The organism is Flavobacterium noncentrifugens, from assembly GCF_900100375.1.
Lineage (GTDB): Bacteria > Bacteroidota > Bacteroidia > Flavobacteriales > Flavobacteriaceae > Flavobacterium > Flavobacterium noncentrifugens.
Window position 1 is genome coordinate 116,252 of the sequence record NZ_FNEZ01000007.1, and the last position, 15,675, is coordinate 131,926.

Here is a 15,675-nt window from a genome sequence, read left to right on the forward strand (position 1 = left end):
ATCAATCGCCGTCGCCGTCAACATAATCAATCGTAATGTTCAATGCCTGCATCATATCGAGTTTGATGTAAACGAGATTTTGCTGCATGGTATTGTAAGCATTGAACATTTTTTGGTTGTCGGTACTGATCTGATCGATAAAATTTTCACCAAGCAGGTTGTTTGTCGTTTCTACGAGTGCAAATTGTGAATTGATAATGTCGCTAAGTTTTTGTCCGTTTCGGACTGCATTTACATAGTCGAGGTAACTTTTTAAACCTTCGCCTGAACCGGCAGCGTTGAAATATTTACCGTTAAAAAAATCTTTTGCCGCTGTTACCGAAGCATTCAATAAAATTTTAGACACATCTTTTTTGTAATACGCTTCCACATCTGTTGGCCTTGGAACGTTATTTGAAAATACCCCGGCAGGAAAACCCACTTTTCCGGAACGAATGTCTCTTTCAAAACTTTTCACAAAACTGTTTGTTGTTTTGCTTACAGAACTGCTTACAGAAGTTCCGTTATTGCTGATATATGCTGCCCTGTAGCCGCCAGTCCAATCTGCAACTACGGCATCGGCATTGGATTTCATTTTCGCTACAACATCTATAAGGTATGTTTTGTATTTGGCGGAATTGGAATCGGTCGAATAAAATGCGATAATCTGGGTATCATTGGCGCCAAGCCCGTTAATCAAGTAATCAAGCCCTGGAAAACCCTGGCGTGTGAAATTGGCAAACAAAGAAAGATTGTACGTTCCCGAAGCAATATTTGCGTCGATCCCGGCTTTATCGATTGGATACGTATTGCTCATTTCCTTAAAGCTGATGTCCTGCGCTTTTCCGAAATTGTACAAGGCTACATATTGATAGGCTTTATATCCTTCGAGCCATGAAGTTCGTAATGTTTGCAAAGTTGCCGTTGTTGGCGTGGCTGTAAAAGCCGCAGCATCTGTCGAAAGCGTGTTGATTTTTGCCTGATAGTTTTGATAAGCAGGAATGATGATATGATCGGCCCAATTGGTCAAAAGCGCCGTTCGGTCATAATTGTTATTTACAGTTTCAGCCTCATCATTGTCGCTCGAAGAACAGGCAATCAGAACTGCAACAAATCCGAACAATGCCATTATTTTTTTCATCTTTTAAAAAATTTCGACAAAAATACAAAAGCAAATCCTACTTATCCATAATAATTCTAAATTAATTTTTAAATCCTGACCTTCATTTATTAACAATCCCGATTGCTAAAAAAATTATTAAATAAAGTTTGCGTATTCTAAAACCAGTCGATACTTTTGCGTTAAATTTAATCATTCTAAATAAAAATACTTTATGAAGCAAATGACTTTAAAAGCAGCGGTTGTCCTGACTCTTGGATTATCTATATATGCTTGTAGCGATGATGACGATGCGGGATCGCCCGTAACGAAAAAACAAGTAATCGAAAATTATTCAAATATTGTTTATGCCAATTACCAAAAGGCGTATGATGATGCCGTTGTTTTAGAAGCAGCCATTGATGATTTTACCGAGACACCCACAGAAACCACTTTAGAAGCAGCCAAAGCCAAATGGAAATTGTCAAGGGAAAGTTACGGTACTACTGAAGCTTTTCGTTTTGCCAACGGCCCAATCGATGCCACTGAAGAAAGCCCTGAAGGATTGATCAATTCATGGCCGCTTGATGAAGCTTTTATTGACTATGTTAATGATAATGGAACAATCACCAATAACGGAATTATAGCTTCTTCAATTGCAATTACCAAAGATTACCTTGAATCTGAAAATGGAAATGGCGGCGAAGCCAATGTAAGTGTCGGATACCACGCTATAGAATTTTTACTTTGGGGACAGGACTTAACTGCTCCATCTGCAGACTTGCCAGGTCAAAGGCCGTTAACCGATTACACAACGGATACTTATGCCGGAAGAAGAGCACAATACCTTAAAGTATGTGCAGATCTGCTAACCGATCATTTGGCTTATTTGGTTAACCAATGGAAAGTAGGTGGTGAATACAGAACTACCTTTTTAACAATGGATGAAAACCAGGCCATTACAAACATCTACCTTGGAATTACAACCCTGGCACAGGCTGAATTGGCTGTTGAAAGAATGGATGTTGCGCTTATTTCTGAAAATCAGGAAGACGAGCATTCTTGTTTCAGCGACAATACCCACAGGGATATTGCTTTGAACCTTCAGGGAATCGTGAATGTTTATGAAGGACATTACGGATCTGTTGACGGTGCTTCTTTGCAGGATCTGGTCGGTCAGGCCAACAGCGCAGTTTCAACAGACACCAACAATTCAATTGCAGCGGCACTAAGCAAAATTGCAGCTATTAAAAGGCCTTTTGATCTAGCGATTTCTGGCGGACCGGAATCTGAAGAAGGTGCAAAAGTGAGAACAGCTGTTAGGGAATTGGAAAATTTAGGAGCCAACTTCATCGCTGGCGCATCAAAAATTGGCATCACAGTGAATGTGATCTAATTAAGATATACATTTGCAAACTAATTACAAAGTGTCTTTTTCAATAAAGGCACTTTTTTTCATAATCAATGATTGAAAAAAAATTTAGAATAGTTATTCTCGTTGCATTGCTGGTGCTGTCGGGCTGCAGCAAATCTGACAGCGTCGAAGATTACACCGAAGTTCCACCGTCAACCGATCTTTTACCCGAAACTGGTGAAGAACTTTCCGGAGGTCAGGTAACGGTATTCAATACTTCACAGGAAGCTTTTGGTTTTTTTGCGACCAACCTTACTCTGGAACAAAAATCAGATTTTGGTGTCGGAAATTCATTGTTTCGATTGCCATGGGTTACCGCACCGTCGAGCACCAACGGAAGGGATGGCCTAGGCCCATTCTTTAACACAAACGCTTGCGGAAACTGCCATTTTAAAGATGGCCGCGGAAGGGCTCCTGCATTTGATGGAGAATTGGGTACCGGATTGCTTTTGCGTTTGTCGGTTCCCGGAATCGATGCTCATGGCTCACCAATGCCCGATCCCGTTTACGGTGGGCAATTGCAGGACAATGCCATTTTCAACCAAACCATTAAAGGAAAGTACAGCATTGTTTATCAAACGATCTCTGAAACGCTTTCAGACGGAACGGTTGTCGACCTGCAGAAGCCAGCTTACCAGATTAGCCAGTTGGGTTACGGGCCTTTGTCGGGAACACTTATGATTTCACCAAGAGTTGCAAACCAGCTCATCGGGCTCGGATTGCTTGAAGCCATTCCTGATGCAGCTATTTTGGCTTTAGCCGACGTGACCGACAGCGATAGTGACGGCATTTCCGGAAAAGCAAATTACGTTTACGACGTCCAGAGCAATTCCACAAAAATGGGCCGTTTTGGATGGAAAGCCAACCAGCCAAATGTAAAACAACAGGTTGCTGCAGCATTTTCAGGCGATATGGGCATCACATCTTCTCTTTTTCCAAATGAAAATTGCCCTCCCGGAGTGGATTGCGGATCCATACCAAATGGCGGTTCGCCAGAAATTGAAGACCTGAATTTCAACCGTGTAGTTTTGTATTCGCAGGTTTTGGCCGTTCCGGCAAGGAGAAATTACAAAGAACAAAATGTTTTAAGAGGAAAACAGGTTTTTCAAACGATCAATTGTACCGGTTGCCATGCACCTAAATTTGTAACTGGATCTGATCATCCGGTTACAGCGTTGAGAAACCAGACCATCAGGCCGTATTCAGATCTATTGCTCCACGACATGGGCGAAGGATTGGCAGACAATTCTCCCGACTTTTTAGCTTCCGGTAGCGAATGGCGTACACAGTCTTTGTGGGGAATCGGGCTCATTAAAACCGTAAACGGACATACAAACCTGCTTCACGACGGACGTGCCAGAAATGTTGAAGAAGCGATTTTATGGCATGGCGGTGAAGCCCAAAAAGCAAAAGACAAATACAAACAGTTATCGCCTCAGGAACGAAGCGATTTATTGGCATTCATCAATTCGCTTTAAATAAATTTTATTTTATAAAAAAAAGGTTTGACTTTATTGCCAAACCTTTTTTTAATGCTTCATATCCAAATTTAAACTGGTTTATAATCTGAAACTTTCCAGTCTGAAAGATTGACATAGTGGTAATGAACCACATCATTCTTATCAAATTCCCCGTTTTTATTAGTATCTTCAATAGTCCTGAAATACAGGCGGTTTTTAGATTCGAGCAGATTCCAGTCAATAAGCTCCTGAAAATCAGGTGAAATTTTTGTAAAACGGCTGCCACTGATCTCGCTCAGATACAAGGATTTGATATCGCTGGCATCGAGTTTTCCATCTTTATTCGTATCCATATCGGCCAACGTATAAACCAATAGCTGCTGTTTGGTTTTATCTGCAACCGCTTTAAGATAAGTAGCCGTTTGTATCAAAACCGGTTTATCTGTTAAAGTCTTTAACGAATCTGAACCCACTTCCTGAAATTTAAAATTCCGCAGATAACCGGTAATTTCATTTTCGCCATAATTCGAAATCTTGAAACTGATGTCGTTTACATTCGAACCCGATTCGGAACGCGATTTGGCGCTTCCACCGTAAATATTCAAATCGCCAACAGGATGGATCAGGTAATTGGTGCCCTGCATTTGTATCGGCAGATCGGCCACTTCAATTTGTGCGGTATCCACTTTGGCTTCAGCTTTCGCCGATTTGGAAGTGTTTTCGTAAATGACTTTGGGTTTTTCGTCGACTTCTTTCTTGCAGCTTGCAAAAAACAGGACTGCGATCCCGATAAAAATGCGGTTTACATTTTTCATATGCTTTTTGGCTTTTGCGTCAAATATAATTATTTTTAAAACGAATCGGTGTTAACTACAAGCGAACATTCAGTTTGACATTGAAAACGCGCGTCGTTAAATAATTCGGGATTCCGTACTGGTTTTTTGTATATACATCACGAACCCATGTATTTGTGATCGCATTCTGGTTGTCGAACAGATTGAATATCTCGAATCCCAGCGACAGGTCTTTGAATTTTTTAAGCCAATGCCCTTCGGGGCGAATGTCGTTCTTTTCTGTAAATACGTATGAAAACCCAACATCTGCACGGCGGTAATCTTTCAATCTGGATTGGTAGACATATGGATCGGCATAAGAAGGCGAACCGCCAGGCAATCCGGTGTTGTAAACCAAATTCAGGTACAATTTTACGCTTGGGATCCGCGGCATAAAATCCTGGAACAACACGCCGAATTTCAAACGCTGGTCCGTTGGCCTTGCGATGTAACCACGGTCGTTGATGTTTTCTTCGGTTTTCATATATCCGAAACTGATCCACGATTCCGTTCCCGGCACGAATTCACCATTGAGCCTGAAATCAAGCCCTTGCGCAAATGCTTTCGCATTGTTGTTTGCAGCATAACGGATCCTGACGTTTTCCAGAGTATAAGGATTCACATCAGTCAATGATTTGTAATAGGCTTCGGTGACCATTTTAAACGGCCTATTCCACATTTTAAAGCTGTAATCATTGCTCAAAACAATATGAACAGCTGCTTGCGCTTTCACATCCGGATTTACCGTACCAAGCGAATCGCGCAATTCCCTGTAAAACGGCGGCTGGTAATACAAACCTCCTGAGAGCCTGAAAACCATGTCTTTTCCCCATTCCGGCTTGATCGCGAATTGTGCGCGCGGACTAAAAACAACCTGGCTTTTGCCATTGATGTTGTCGCCTGAAACCTGCCATTGGTGCATCCTGACACCTGCATTGTACCAAACCTGGCTGGAACCGATGTGGTCTTTCAAACTCCATTGTGCATAGCCTGAAAAACGGTTTATCGTTACAAAATTCTTCGCCCTTACATTTTGGTATGGTACCAACGGGCCGGTGTAAGGCGTGTATGGCTGGTCGTTTATCGGAAACCCTCTTGGCGGATTCAGTGAAAAACCGGCAGAGTCAATCACTTCCCATTCAACAATCCTATCGCGGATGTCTTCACGCGTGTATTTAAAACCCCATTCGATCTGGTGGTTTTTGACGTTGTGGAACCCTTTGACTTCGGCGTTAACAATTACCGCATCCAAATCGTTTCTGGCGTGGTTTAATTGTGTTCCAATGGCACGGTTGAATGTGACAGCACCTCGGGTTTCACCGCCAATGCTCGTATCAACATCCCCGAGTCCGTAAGACGCAAAAATATCAAAATATTCCTGCTCCAAAGTATGGTAAGCCGATCCGATAAATTTTAGCGTGAAATTGTCATTGACTTTAAAAACCGTTTTAAACGCACCAAAATACGTTTCATATTTATCCTTTTCCTGTCCTTCATAATTAACAAGCAAAGCAATCGGTTCATCTATGGTACCGAATTTGGTTTCGCGTGTCAGCGGTTCATAATTGTACCGGTTCTGCGAAATATTCCCCAGAAAACTGAACTGCCATCTCGCTGAAGGCGCAAAAGTAATGTTCGATTGCAAGTCGGCAAATGTAGGCCGGAAATTCGTCTGTGTTTCCTGGCTGTTGACCAAAAGGCTGTTGTCGCGGTAGCGAACTCCAGTTAAGGCTGTCCATTTCTGGTCTTTAGAAACCGCATCAACAGCGATGCTTCCGCCAAGGAAACTCGCTTCGGCAGCAAGGCCAAATTTGGTTGGCGTCCTGTATGTAATATCCAAAACAGAAGACAATTTATCGCCGTATTTCGCCTGAAAACCTCCGGCAGAAAAGTCGACATTCTGCACCATATCGGTATTGGTAAAACTCAAACCTTCCTGTTGCCCTGAACGGATCAAAAACGGGCGATAGACTTCAATTTCATTGACATACACTAAATTCTCATCGTAATTTCCGCCGCGAACCGAATAGGCCGTACTTAATTCATTATTGCTTGAGACGCCAGGCAAACTTTTTAAAAGATTCTCCACTCCGGCATTTGCTCCGGGAATTCTGCGGATCGTTGCCGGTTCAAGCGTGGTAATTCCTTCTACCCTTTTGCGGTTGTTTGCCGTTACAGTTACTTCGCCAAGACTTTCGGCTTTGTCGTTCATGACGATATTGAGCTCGTAAATTTCATACGGTTTCAATGTTACCGTAACGGTGTTTTTCTTAAGAACTGCGTGCGTAAAAACGGCCGTGACTTTTTCATTTGCGGGAATTGAAATCACATAAAATCCGTTTTCATCGGTTTTTGTAGTGTTGATTCCGGCGGTCACATTGACTCCATTTACTGGTGCGCTATTTTCGTCAAGAATGATTCCCTGAAGCTTTGCTGTTTGAGAAAATCCGGTAAATCCGACAAGGAAAAAAAGCAGCGTAAGTAGTTTGATATTCGTATTCAAGAGCTAATTTTTTATTGTTTTTGACTTCTGAAAAATTGTGTTTCAAAGATAGCAGAATTTCCAAGATTATCGGAAACTATTACTTTTAAATCATTTTTGCCTTCTGCGAGCTGGCCGTCATCAATCAGATACGTAATTTTTTTAGACTTGTAATCGTATTCGAAAAGCACCCATTTTTCATTGATAAATCCGCTATACGATTTGATACCGGAAAGGTTATCGGAAATGCTCAGCTGAATGTTTTTCTGGTTCGTGATCCATTTGCCTTCGATGGGTTTTGCAATGGTAATTCTTGGTGCAATCGTATCTTTTGCAAGTTTAAACTGTCCGAGATTTTTGGTATAAGCTGTAAAAACGTTGTCTTTGAATTTGGTCGGATTATAGCTCAGGTTTTTTCCGGAAACGGATGCTATAAACGTTTTTTCTGTATTTGCAACCGAATGGCTTTTGATCGCCACCTGAAAATTGGAATGCACCGCCGTATAATCGTCCTGAACCGTCATCACGCTATCGATTACGTCAAAATTCAGGTAGAAATCATTGTAAAAAGTTCCGGCAGGGAGAAATACCGACATGTCGCCTTTTTCAAAACTGCTATCGGTTTTTGCTTTTACGAAATACGGCGTTTTTACCGTTTCAGAGGGCACTTTTGCAGGCGAAACAGCATATTCGATCGGGATTATAATTGTGGTTTTATTGCCACTGAAATCGGAAACTTCAATTCGGTAAGACAGCATTACATTTGGCGCCATCTGGATCAATCCGTTTCCTGCACTTGCGTGAATGATACTCAGTGGGAAAGATTGCCGCATGAACAATTGCTGCACGCGCACTTTTGTCTTTTTGTACCTTGGATAATCGATCAGCGCATTGACATATCGGCCTTCGTCGAAAGCGAAAGTATCAAATTGGTAACTGAAATTCGATTGTCCGTTATAAAACGTTTCGGCTTTATAAATACCGTTATTATTATACGAAACATCGTCAAAATCGTTGGCTGTAATCCCAAATCCGAGTTGTCCGCTGGCAAGCACTTTTTCAGCAATGAAACTTCCGTCGGGCTGCAACGATAAATTAATCATAATCGGGCGCGACGATTGGTTTACGACGCTGCTGTCGCCAATTGGATAAGCCACCAAAGAAGTTACAATCGGCCTTTTGGTGTCTTTAATTTCCAATCCAAATAACAGCGGATTAATCACTTTTTCTGATTTGGTATCGCGGAATTCAAAATGCAAATGCGGACCTTCAGAACCGCCGGTATTTCCCGAATAGGCAATCGTATCGCCTTTTTTAATCGGAAATTCACCAGGTTTTGGCAAATAATCAATTTCGTAAGATTGTTCTTTATATTGTTCCTTCTGAATAAAATCCTCAACACCTTTGTAGCCTTTTTGCAAATGCCCGTAAACCGTTGTGTAGCCGTTTGGATGGTCGATGTAAATGGCTTTTCCGTAACCATACGGAGAAATCCTGATCCGGGAAATATAGCCATCTGCGGAAGCGTGAACGATCTGACCTTCTTTTTGCTGGGTTTTAAAATCAAAGCCGGCATGAAAATGATTGGGGCGCAATTCACCAAAATTTCCCGAAAGCTGCATCGGAATGTCCATTGGCTGCCGAAAATAATCTTTCGGATAATTGACTTGAGAAAAAAGCGGCATGTAAGCTAGTAAAAGGAGTGTATATTTCATGATAAAGGTTTTCGCTAATATAAAAAAAGTGGTCGTATTCCCGAAAAAAATTCTAGTTTATAACTCCTTATTTTACATGTTATTGCAGGCAAACATCTTAGCGTTGGGAAAATTTTAATAAAAGTATTGGTTTAATTGGATTGGAATATTAACTTTGTAGGATTAGTAATGAACTTTGACTTAAATGAGTGAGATTGTAGAAATTATTGATACTCTTGAAGGAAGGCTAAAAAAACTATTGCAGAAAATAGCGGTTTTAGAACAAACTTCGGCGGATTTAAAGCAAGAGTTGCAAAAAGCTACAGGAACCATACACAATCAATCGGGCGAGATTGAGACGCTCAAAAAGCAGTATGACACACTCAAAATAGCCAATTCATTGCTTGGCAGTGACGACAATAAAAGAGATACCAAGCTTAAGATAAATTCATTAATTCGGGAAATAGATTACTGTATCGCGCAACTTGCAGATTAAAAATATGGATGGAAAGCTTAAAATCAAATTATCAATCGCAGACCGCGTGTACCCGTTAACGGTAGAGCCGTCGCAGGAAGAAGGCCTTAGAAGCGCTTCCAAAAAGATTGATGCAATGATCAAGCAATTCGAAGAAAACTATGCTGTTCGCGACAAACAGGATGTTTTGGCCATGTGCGCTTTACAATTTGCCTCACAACTGGAGCAAAAGCAAATCGACAACTCGATCGACGGCACGGAAACCATCGAACGCATTAAAAAAATGAATGATTTAATCGCGAATTATCTCGATAAGTAATAAAACACGTTCTTTACATAACTAAGATACTGCCTACATTAGTTCATATTGGTAAACTCAACACTAACATTTTAGAATGAGCAAATCATCGCTACTAAAGCAAGCTGCCCTGAGCAGATCCTTGAACAGCGAGTTAGCTCAAAACTTGTCTTTTCGAGTTTATTCACACAACTGATGTAGGCTTTTTTTTATATATAACCCTCACTTAACATGGACATTTTAACAATAATTATCTCAGCAATCGTCGGCATCGCCGCAGGTTTTGCCATCGCCAAAATGATGGAAAAAAGCAACGTCTCAAACCTGATTAAAAACGCGAAAAAAGAAGCCGGCTCGATCTTAAAAGACGCCAATCTCGAAGCAGAAAACATCAAAAAGGACAAAATCCTCCAGGCAAAAGAAAAATTCATCGAATTAAAAGCAGAACACGAGCAAGTCATCCTTGGCCGTGACAAAAAGGTTGCTGAAGTTGAAAAACGCATCCGCGACAAAGAATCTTTAGTTTCAGGCGAATTGGCAAAAGCAAAAAAAATCAATGACGATTACGAAGCCAAGACCAAGGAATACGAAACCAAGATCGAAACCCTCGACAGGAAACGCGACGAAGTCGAAAAAATGCACAAAAGCCAGCTGAACCAACTCGAAGTCATTTCAGGCTTGTCTGCTGAAGAAGCGAAAGATCAATTGGTTGAAGGTTTAAAAGCCGAAGCCAAAACCAAAGCGATGTCGCACATCCAGGACACGATTGAAGAAGCAAAATTGACTGCGCAGCAGGAAGCTAAAAAAATCATCATTTCCACCATTCAACGCGTTGGAACCGAAGAAGCCGTAGAAAATTGCGTATCTGTTTTCAACATCGAATCAGACGATGTCAAAGGAAGAATCATCGGGCGTGAAGGAAGAAACATCCGCGCACTTGAAGCTGCAACCGGAGTAGAAATCATCGTTGACGATACGCCTGAAGCCATAATCTTATCGTGTTTCGATCCTGTAAGAAGGGAAATTGCACGTCTGGCATTGCACAAACTAGTAACCGACGGCCGCATTCACCCGGCGCGAATCGAGGAAGTCGTAGCAAAAACCGCCAAACAAATCGACGACGAAATTATTGAAGTCGGAAAACGCACGGTAATCGATCTCGGAATCCACGGATTGCACCCTGAATTGATTAAAGTGGTTGGAAGAATGAAATACCGTTCCTCTTACGGACAAAATTTATTGCAACACTCGCGTGAAGTTTCGAAACTTTGCGGAATCATGGCAGCCGAACTCGGATTGAACGTAAAACTCGCTAAAAGAGCCGGATTGTTACACGATATCGGAAAAGTGCCTGACGCCGAAAGCGATTTGCCACACGCACTTTTAGGAATGCAATGGGCCGAGAAATACGGTGAAAAAGAAGAAGTGTGCAACGCCATCGGAGCGCACCACGACGAGATCGAAATGAAATATTTGCTCTCGCCGATTGTTCAGGTTTGTGATGCAATCTCTGGTGCAAGACCGGGCGCACGCCGCCAGGTTCTCGATTCTTACATCCAGCGTTTGAAAGATTTGGAAGAAGTGGCTTACGGGTTCAGCGGTGTAAAAAGCGCTTACGCGATCCAGGCCGGACGCGAATTGCGTGTCATCGTAGAAAGCGAAAAAGTTACCGACGACAACGCGGTCAGCTTATCATTCGAAATCTCGCAAAAGATCCAGACAGAAATGACGTATCCCGGACAGGTAAAAGTCACGGTGATCCGTGAAACAAGAGCGGTGAATATTGCGAAATAATTCAGTTGAAAGTCAAAAAGTCGAAAGGCTTATTTATAGAAAAAATCCGGGCATTATTGTCCGGTTTTTTTATTTGCATTTGGGCGTTGCCTGTGGCCGGGCTGTACGTTGCAATGTTTTACGGCTTCGCTGCGCTGCGCCGCTAAAACGATTTCCGCTTCCATCCCTAACGCGGCCATACCTGAAGCATCGTAACAACAATCAGGACTTTTATTAACAACAAACTTTTGACTTTGCAACTTTCGCATTTTTGCGGCTTTGTGATTTTCGCCTTTCAACTGTTCTTCCTCGGATGAAACGCATGCATGACCTGCGTCAAATGCTTTCTGTCCAGATGTACGTAAATTTCAGTTGTAGTAATCGATTCATGGCCAAGCATCAGCTGGATCGAACGCAGATCGGCACCGTTTTCCAATAAGTGCGTGGCAAACGAATGCCGGAAGGTATGCGGGCTAATGGTTTTATTCAGGTTGATCTTATCTGCCAGGTTTTTAATGATCGTAAAAATCATGGCACGTGTCAGTTGCTTTCCGCGCCGGTTTAGAAACAAAGTATCTTCGGCGCCTTTCTGAATATTCAAATGTGGACGAACTGAATTTTTGTAGATTTCGATATACTTTCTGGTCAGGTTTCCAATCGGGACAAAACGCTGCTTATTTCCTTTTCCGGTAATTTTGATAAACCCTTCATCGAAAAACAAATCGGAGATTTTGAGCGTCACCAATTCGGAAACGCGCAATCCGCAGCCATAAAGTGTTTCGAGCATTGCGCGGTTGCGTTCGCCTTCGGGCAAGCTTAAATCAACAGCATCAATTAGCGCATCAATTTCAGACAATGCCAAAGTGTCGGGAAGCTTGCGCCCGGTTTTTGGTGTTTCGATTAGCTCGAGCGGATTGTCATTTCGGTAATCTTCAAAGATCAGATACGAAAAAAAACTTTTCAAGCCTGAAATGATCCGTGCCTGAGAACGCGCATTGACTTCTTTCGAAACCGAATAAATGAATTGCTGCAGGGTTTCTTCGGAGATTTTCACAGGGGAAACCTCCATCGATGATGCTTCAAGAAACGTGAGCACCCGTTCGATATCGAATGTGTAATTATCGATCGTGTTTTTCGAAAGCCCGCGTTCAATCCTCAAATACGACTGATAACTTTTGATGTAACTTTTCCAATCCATCCTACAAATTAAGGTTATTTTCACGCATAAAAAAAGCATCCAGTACGGATGCTTTATATTTTGAACTCAGGAACAATTTAGAATCTGTAACCAATTGAGGCCTGGAAAACCCCATTGTGAATGCCCTTGTCGTAATCATAATCATTAAAGTCATCATTGTCATCATTTCTGTTGTAATCGTTTTTGTCAATGCTTGAAAGCCCGATGGTATAACGTGCCTGCACAAAAAGATTGTTGGTGAAATAATACGAAGCACCAAGATTGAATCCGGCATCGAGTGTTCTCAGATTGCCTTTGATATCATTTTTTCTTGATATGGTAGAAACATCGTTGCCATCAACTTCTGTATAAGTATATTTGTTTTCAGCATTGACTAAAAATCCGATTTGCGGACCGGCTTCAAGGCTTAACGCCGGAATGACATAAAACTTGGCCATTACCGGAATGTTGATGTAAGTCAGGTTGAGCTTTTCTTCATTGGTGTAACGGTTGTTGCCAAATGATTCGGTATAATCGTTTTTCGCACCCTGAAGCGACAAAAGCAACTCGGGCTGGATCGCAAATTTGTTTGTGATTTTAATTTCTACAAGTCCGCCCACATGTGCGCCAATTTTGGCCTCGGCATTTTCAATATTCCCGGTAAGCGTGGAAACATTCAATCCTGCTTTTACTCCGAATCTTGCCGTTTGCGCCTGGGCAAATCCGATTGCAAATAATGCGACTGCTGCTAAAAAAACCTTTTTCATGTTTTATTTTTTTGAATTAGTCCTGCAAACTTAGGCCTAAGTTGGTACAGCGGTGTTACAGCAATAACAGAAAATGTTATATATAAAAAAACCTCCCAATGGGAGGTTTTATATGCTTGTTTAATTCTGATTAGAATTTGTAACCTAAAGAGATTGACAATACGCTGTTTCTTGTTTTGAAATAGCTGCCATATGCTCCTAAATCTAAATCTTCGTCATTGTTTCCATCTTCAGCAATATCGCTTAAACCAATGTTGTAACGAACACTTGCGAATAAATTTTCAGTAAATTCATAACCTGCACCAACGTTTACACCAAAGTCAATTGATTTATATGCATCTTTTACATCTACATCTGTACTTGCACTCATGGTTACATCACCATCGGTTTCAGTATACTCAGATTTGTTTTTTGCTGAAATTAAAAATCCAACCTGCGGACCAGCTTCAATGAATAATTTTTCAATCGGGTAAAATTTAACCATTACCGGTACATTGATGTAGGAAAGGCTGATTTTGTCTTCAGAAGAATAGCTGTAACCGTCGAAATCAGCTTCTGAACTTTTAACTTTAGTTCCTTGTAATGAATACAAAACCTCTGGTTGGATTGCAAATTTGTCGCTGATTTTGATTTCAACAAATCCACCAACATGAAATCCCGGTTTCATTTTGTTGTCATTGCTATAACCATCTAAATTACCATAATCAGTAGTAAGATTGGCTAAGTTAAGACCAGCTTTTGCTCCAAATTTAATATCCTGAGCCTGAGTAAATGCAAAAGCACATAACGCTAATGCCGTGAGAGTAATTTTTTTCATTTTTTGTTATTTTTGTTTTGTTTGATGCGAATATATAAAAAAATGTTAATTTGTATAATATTTTTTCATAAAAATAAAAAAATAAAAAATCCGGCATCGAAACCGGATTTTTTTATGTTAAAAACGATAGCCTACACCAGCGTGGATATTGCTGCCAAGATAACCCCCTAAGCTTATATCACCTCTGACCTCGACGTAAAAGTCCTGCATTAAATCATAGCTCGCCCCGATATCGAAGCTTGGTGAGAATTGATCATCATCTGCATTTACCGCATAATTAAGTCCGGGACCGGCCATGGCGTAAAACTTATCAAAGAAAGAATACTTCGCCAATACCGGCACGCCTATCGCCACATAGCCATGATCGCCAGGAACAACAGACAGCGTAAGTTCTGGCTGGAGGCGGAATTTATCCACCAGTGCAAAATCAACCAGACCGCCTACGTATATACCAACATTGGATTTATTCGACCCGTTTCCATAATAATACGAGTTGTAAATATTATAATAATCATAATTCCCGTAATCATTATCTACTGCAAACTGATCGTAACTGGAGATCATCAAACCTGCTTTTACGCCAAATCTCATATCCTGTGCATTTGCAAAACCAAGGGCAAATAGGGCAATTGCCATCAATAATACTTTTTTCATTGTTGTTGTTTTTAAATTAGTATACTCAAATTTAATGTTTTAAAATTGGGCTGCCGGGCGTAAAAACCGCAATTGTCAACAATTTTATCAACATTCACTTTGAAAATTGTCAACAATGAGAGAAATCATACCACACAATTCGCGGAATTTAATTAAGTTTGGAATCATGAATTAATCAAAAAAATAATGAAAAAATCAACCGCTATCGCAGTTTTACTCCTTGTGTTATTAGGATCTTTTAATGCCCATGCTCAATTGTTCCGATTTGGGCTTAAAGCCGGACCCAATTTTGCCGATCTTGATGGCGAAGGCCTGTACAACACCAAAACAAAAACCGGATTTCATTTTGGCGCGCTGCTGCAAATCAAAGCAGGCTCAAATTTTTTCATCCAGCCTGAAGTGCTTTATTCTACGCAGGGAAGCAAGGTAAAACTCGGCGATTTAGAAGATGAGAAAATTAATTACGATTATGTAACGGTTCCTGTTGTACTTAAATATTACATTCTTTCCGATCTTTTAAGCCTTGAAGCCGGACCGCAATTTGCATTTTTAGTAAATGACAACAAAAAACTTGACCTTGATGATCCGACATCTTTTGATTTTGGAGTTGTAGGCGGACTTGGCGTTGACATTACAAGTCATATTTTTGTTCAGGGCCGATATGTAGTCGGATTAACTGATATTTCTTCAGATGCCGATGTGAAAAACAGGGTCATTCAGTTCTCTGTCGGATACAAATTCTAATACCCCGCA

Annotated in this window: 15 protein-coding genes and 1 other RNA gene; 7 read left to right on the forward strand and 9 right to left on the reverse strand. The window is 41.1% G+C overall.

Features of this window, described 5'->3' with window-relative positions; translation table 11 throughout:
* Position 1: 1 nt before the first annotated feature.
* The gene (locus BLS32_RS16850) at positions 2-1,120 is read right to left on the reverse strand and encodes an imelysin family protein (RefSeq protein ID WP_091398757.1); all 1,119 of its coding nucleotides are present in this window, start codon (positions 1,118-1,120) and stop codon (positions 2-4) included.
* Between the two features lie 193 nt (positions 1,121-1,313).
* On the opposite strand from BLS32_RS16850, the gene BLS32_RS16855 reads away from it, so the two are divergent.
* On the forward strand, positions 1,314-2,474 hold the full coding sequence (locus tag BLS32_RS16855) for an imelysin family protein (protein WP_091398762.1): 1,161 nt from the start codon (positions 1,314-1,316) through the stop codon (positions 2,472-2,474).
* A 68-nt stretch (positions 2,475-2,542) separates the two neighbouring features.
* Entirely contained in the window at positions 2,543-3,970 is a 1,428-nt protein-coding gene (locus BLS32_RS16860; protein ID WP_091398779.1) for a di-heme oxidoreductase family protein, read from the forward strand.
* Positions 3,971-4,041: 71 nt separating this feature from the next.
* Here the strand turns inward: BLS32_RS16860 and BLS32_RS16865 are convergent, their stop codons facing one another.
* The 3 genes from BLS32_RS16865 to BLS32_RS16875 are packed head-to-tail and all read right to left on the reverse strand — an operon-like array spanning position 4,042 to position 8,982.
* Complete coding sequence (locus tag BLS32_RS16865) at positions 4,042-4,767, reverse strand: hypothetical protein (RefSeq protein WP_091398787.1); 726 nt, start codon at positions 4,765-4,767, stop codon at positions 4,042-4,044.
* 55 nt (positions 4,768-4,822) lie between these two features.
* Entirely contained in the window at positions 4,823-7,288 is a 2,466-nt protein-coding gene (locus BLS32_RS16870; protein WP_091398793.1) for a TonB-dependent receptor, read from the reverse strand.
* An 11-nt stretch (positions 7,289-7,299) separates the two neighbouring features.
* Positions 7,300-8,982 carry a M23 family metallopeptidase gene (locus BLS32_RS16875; RefSeq protein WP_091398807.1) on the reverse strand — a complete coding sequence of 561 codons (1,683 nt, stop codon included), beginning with the start codon at positions 8,980-8,982 and terminating at the stop codon, positions 7,300-7,302.
* A gap of 184 nt (positions 8,983-9,166) precedes the next feature.
* Here BLS32_RS16875 and BLS32_RS16880 point away from each other — a divergent pair, with 184 nt between their 5' ends.
* From BLS32_RS16880 to rny, 4 genes are all read left to right on the forward strand, one after another.
* Positions 9,167-9,457, forward strand: a complete 291-nt coding sequence (locus BLS32_RS16880; RefSeq protein ID WP_091398819.1) for a hypothetical protein — start codon at positions 9,167-9,169, stop codon at positions 9,455-9,457.
* A 4-nt stretch (positions 9,458-9,461) separates the two neighbouring features.
* Positions 9,462-9,755: a cell division protein ZapA gene (locus BLS32_RS16885; RefSeq protein WP_091398822.1), complete on the forward strand. Its 294-nt coding sequence runs from the start codon at positions 9,462-9,464 to the stop codon at positions 9,753-9,755.
* 55 nt (positions 9,756-9,810) lie between these two features.
* Positions 9,811-9,916: non-coding RNA, 6S RNA (gene ssrS, locus BLS32_RS16890), on the forward strand.
* Positions 9,917-9,965: 49 nt separating this feature from the next.
* Positions 9,966-11,528, forward strand: coding sequence for a ribonuclease Y (gene rny, locus BLS32_RS16895; RefSeq protein WP_091398826.1), 1,563 nt, complete (start codon positions 9,966-9,968; stop codon positions 11,526-11,528).
* Positions 11,529-11,581: 53 nt separating this feature from the next.
* On the opposite strand, the gene BLS32_RS16900 is transcribed toward rny, so the two are convergent.
* The 5 genes from BLS32_RS16900 to BLS32_RS16920 form a co-directional block, all read right to left on the reverse strand.
* A complete protein-coding gene (locus tag BLS32_RS16900) occupies positions 11,582-11,767 on the reverse strand; it encodes a hypothetical protein (protein WP_139171800.1) in 186 nt (61 codons plus the stop codon).
* Positions 11,768-11,802: 35 nt separating this feature from the next.
* Positions 11,803-12,705, reverse strand: coding sequence for a site-specific tyrosine recombinase XerD (xerD, locus tag BLS32_RS16905; RefSeq protein ID WP_091398828.1), 903 nt, complete (start codon positions 12,703-12,705; stop codon positions 11,803-11,805).
* Between the two features lie 77 nt (positions 12,706-12,782).
* The gene (locus BLS32_RS16910) at positions 12,783-13,451 is read right to left on the reverse strand and encodes a porin family protein (protein WP_091398829.1); all 669 of its coding nucleotides are present in this window, start codon (positions 13,449-13,451) and stop codon (positions 12,783-12,785) included.
* A gap of 130 nt (positions 13,452-13,581) precedes the next feature.
* On the reverse strand, positions 13,582-14,268 hold the full coding sequence (locus tag BLS32_RS16915) for a porin family protein (protein ID WP_091398830.1): 687 nt from the start codon (positions 14,266-14,268) through the stop codon (positions 13,582-13,584).
* A 117-nt stretch (positions 14,269-14,385) separates the two neighbouring features.
* Positions 14,386-14,922 (reverse strand): hypothetical protein, encoded by a 537-nt coding sequence (locus BLS32_RS16920; protein WP_091398831.1) that lies wholly within the window; start codon positions 14,920-14,922, stop codon positions 14,386-14,388.
* 186 nt (positions 14,923-15,108) lie between these two features.
* Between BLS32_RS16920 and BLS32_RS16925 the strand changes: the two genes are divergently transcribed.
* Complete coding sequence (locus BLS32_RS16925; protein ID WP_091398832.1) at positions 15,109-15,666, forward strand: porin family protein; 558 nt, start codon at positions 15,109-15,111, stop codon at positions 15,664-15,666.
* The last annotated feature ends 9 nt before the right edge of the window (positions 15,667-15,675 follow it).

Coding starts and splice junctions, on each gene's coding strand:
- BLS32_RS16885 (WP_091398822.1), top strand. CDS start 9,462: ATGGATGGAAAGCTTAAAATCAAATTATCAATCGCAGACCGCGTGTAC.
- BLS32_RS16875 (WP_091398807.1), bottom strand. CDS start 8,982: ATGAAATATACACTCCTTTTACTAGCTTACATGCCGCTTTTTTCTCAA.
- xerD (WP_091398828.1), bottom strand. CDS start 12,705: ATGGATTGGAAAAGTTACATCAAAAGTTATCAGTCGTATTTGAGGATT.
- BLS32_RS16925 (WP_091398832.1), top strand. CDS start 15,109: ATGAAAAAATCAACCGCTATCGCAGTTTTACTCCTTGTGTTATTAGGA.
- BLS32_RS16850 (WP_091398757.1), bottom strand. CDS start 1,120: ATGAAAAAAATAATGGCATTGTTCGGATTTGTTGCAGTTCTGATTGCC.
- rny (WP_091398826.1), top strand. CDS start 9,966: ATGGACATTTTAACAATAATTATCTCAGCAATCGTCGGCATCGCCGCA.
- BLS32_RS16880 (WP_091398819.1), top strand. CDS start 9,167: ATGAGTGAGATTGTAGAAATTATTGATACTCTTGAAGGAAGGCTAAAA.
- BLS32_RS16865 (WP_091398787.1), bottom strand. CDS start 4,767: ATGAAAAATGTAAACCGCATTTTTATCGGGATCGCAGTCCTGTTTTTT.
- BLS32_RS16860 (WP_091398779.1), top strand. CDS start 2,543: ATGATTGAAAAAAAATTTAGAATAGTTATTCTCGTTGCATTGCTGGTG.
- BLS32_RS16910 (WP_091398829.1), bottom strand. CDS start 13,451: ATGAAAAAGGTTTTTTTAGCAGCAGTCGCATTATTTGCAATCGGATTT.
- BLS32_RS16920 (WP_091398831.1), bottom strand. CDS start 14,922: ATGAAAAAAGTATTATTGATGGCAATTGCCCTATTTGCCCTTGGTTTT.
- BLS32_RS16915 (WP_091398830.1), bottom strand. CDS start 14,268: ATGAAAAAAATTACTCTCACGGCATTAGCGTTATGTGCTTTTGCATTT.
- BLS32_RS16855 (WP_091398762.1), top strand. CDS start 1,314: ATGAAGCAAATGACTTTAAAAGCAGCGGTTGTCCTGACTCTTGGATTA.